Raw genomic sequence first — 2374 nt, 5'->3', positions numbered from 1 at the left:
TCAACATCGATCCGCGTGATCGAAGATCCATCAGACACGCCCTAGGGCTGACCCAGCGTCAGGTAGCCGAGCTGATGGGCGTCTCATCATGCAACTGGCTCGGCGATGTCGAGGTAAGGCAGGACCTCCGTCTCGAAGAGCTGCAGACTGGCCCACGCCTTCTTCGGATCGGTGCCGCCGAACAGAGGACGGAGGATCAGGTGACCATCCAGGCCGAGCTCTCGGGCGATGGCGATGCAGCGTTCGGGCGTGACGATCTGGTAGGCGCCGCCTGCGCGTAGCTCGTCTACGGATCCGATCGGCGGATACCACTCGCTGGATCCCATTGCTGATTCGGCGATCCACTGGGCGTAGCTGTTTGCGGCGTGCAGGAGATTCGGGCCGACGTCGGCCCAGCCGGCGTCGGGATCCGGGCACACGTAGAGGAACGTCGGGCCGCGCGGAATCCACGGGCCGGGGTCGCGTCCCAGCTTCAGGCATTCGTCCCGGTAGAAGTCCCAGGCGCGGGGTTCGGCGGGATCGAAGCCGTCTGCGAGGTGGGCGGCTCGCCGTGCGGGCGCTTCGGCTCCCCCACCCATGATGATCGGCGGATGCGGCCACTGGGCGGGGGTTGGTGTCACCGTCACCGTGCGTCCGCGGAATTCGAACGGTTGACCCGTCCACGCCAGTTTGCAGACCTCGATGGCTTCGATGACCCGGCTGCGCCGTTCGTGGAGACCGACGTCGAACATGTCGAACTCCGGCGTTCGGTAGCCCGCGGCGAACACCGGGCTCATCCGGCCGCCGCTGAGCAGGTCGACGACCGCGAGATCTTCGGCGAGGCGCAGCGGGTGGTAGAGCGGAGCGAGCAGGATGGGGCGGAACCGCATCCGGGCGGTGCGGCCGGCGGCGGCAGCCGAGGCGATCAGCGGTGACGGCAGGTAGCCGTCCTCGGCGCCGTGGTGCTCGCCGAAGTACACCAGATCGAAGCCGAGTCGGTCGGCCCACTCGCAGATGTCGAGCATGGTTGCGGCGAGATCGGCCGGACTGGCGGTGGCGAAATCCGGGCGCCGAAGGTCGAAGGACAGGCGTAAACGGGGCACGGATGGTCTTCTCCTTGTAAGAGTGCCCGGCAATAGGGGCGTGGATCACGGAGCGGCGCTGGGGTGCGTAGATCGCGCGGCGGCCTAGGGCGCGGCGGCCTGGCCGACTACCAGGGGAAGGGTCGTCATGCGGACTGCGACCGACACCTCGTGGGTGAGGCCGCACAGGTCGCCGAGGTGGTAGTCGGGGATGCGGCGGTGCCATTCCTCGACGAGCACGCGCAGTTCCATCCGGGCCAGGTGTGCACCAGCGCACCGGTGCGGTCCCAGGCCGAAGGCGAGGTGACGGTTCGGCAGCCGATCCGGATCCATCTTCTCCGGAGACGGGAACAGGTCGGGGTCTGCGCTTGCCGCCGACAACAACAGGAGGAGTCGGTCGCCGTCCTTCCACGTGATCCCGTGAAAATCGACGTCACCTTGAACGGTTCGGGAGACCAGCGGGATCGCCGGGAAGCACCGCAGGGCCTCCTCGACCAGTCCGCCGACCACCTGCGGGGTGTCGTTGACGCGCCGGCGCAGGGCCTGGTTCTCGGCGAGCAGTTTGAACAGAAACGCCATGGTGGACGCGGTCGTACCGAGGGACGTGCCGAGCAGGGTGTAACAGAGCTGAACGATTTCCTCGTCGGTGAGGGGTCGGCCGTCGAGCTGCTGGGACAACAGGTAGGTGGGGATGTCGTCGGCGGGCCGGCGTCGCCGGTCGGCGAGCACCTCTTCGAACATGCCACGCACCTTCGCGACCGCCGCGGCGAGCTGCACGCCACCGGGGTCGTTGCTGGCGTTGAGCTTCGCCGGCAGCAGCCGGGTGGCGACGATTTCGTCGGCGCTCGCGAGCGGAAGTCCCATGTGCTCGAGGAAGACCTCGGCCGGGATGCGCAACGCGACGTCGGCCATGAAGTCGCAGCCGCCTCGTGCGGCGACCTCGTCCGTGATCGTCGCGACCGATGCCCGGGCTCGTGGCTCGAGCCTTTTCACGGCCGCGGGCGACAGCAGCGGCGTGATCAGCTTCCGGACCTTGGTGTGCTCGGGTGGATCCAGGTTCGCCGGCATGTGGAACACCGGAGGCGGGTCCCGGTAGAAGGTGAACGTCTCGCAGTTGGAGTAGCGCGCCGGATCCTGGCTGATCTCCTTGTACAGGTCGTAGCGCGTGATGACCCAGAAGCCGCGCGCCGCGGTGCTGTAGAAGACGTCGCCGAGTTGCTGCGCCGCCAGGATCGTGCCGAGCGGGTCCTCCTTGAACGCCGGATCGCATTCCGGGTCGAAGTTCGTGACGGGCACGCCGGCGTCGCGGGCCC

2 protein-coding genes are annotated in these 2374 nt (G+C 67.9%); both read right to left on the bottom strand.

Annotation, left to right across the window (positions count from 1 at the left end):
- Positions 1-86 precede the first annotated feature (86 nt).
- Complete coding sequence (locus U9980_RS17790) at positions 87-1082, bottom strand: LLM class flavin-dependent oxidoreductase (RefSeq protein WP_322768948.1); 996 nt, start codon at positions 1080-1082, stop codon at positions 87-89.
- 84 nt (positions 1083-1166) lie between these two features.
- Positions 1167-2374: cytochrome P450 (locus U9980_RS17785; RefSeq protein WP_322768947.1), on the bottom strand; the 1208-nt coding region annotated here is incomplete at its 5' end.

The sequence above is a fragment of the Protofrankia sp. Cr1 genome (assembly GCF_963555865.1).
Taxonomy (GTDB): Bacteria; Actinomycetota; Actinomycetes; order Frankiales; family Frankiaceae; genus Protofrankia.
The sequence above is the reverse complement of the archived record's forward strand: the minus strand, read 5'-3'. Positions and strand labels throughout refer to the sequence as shown.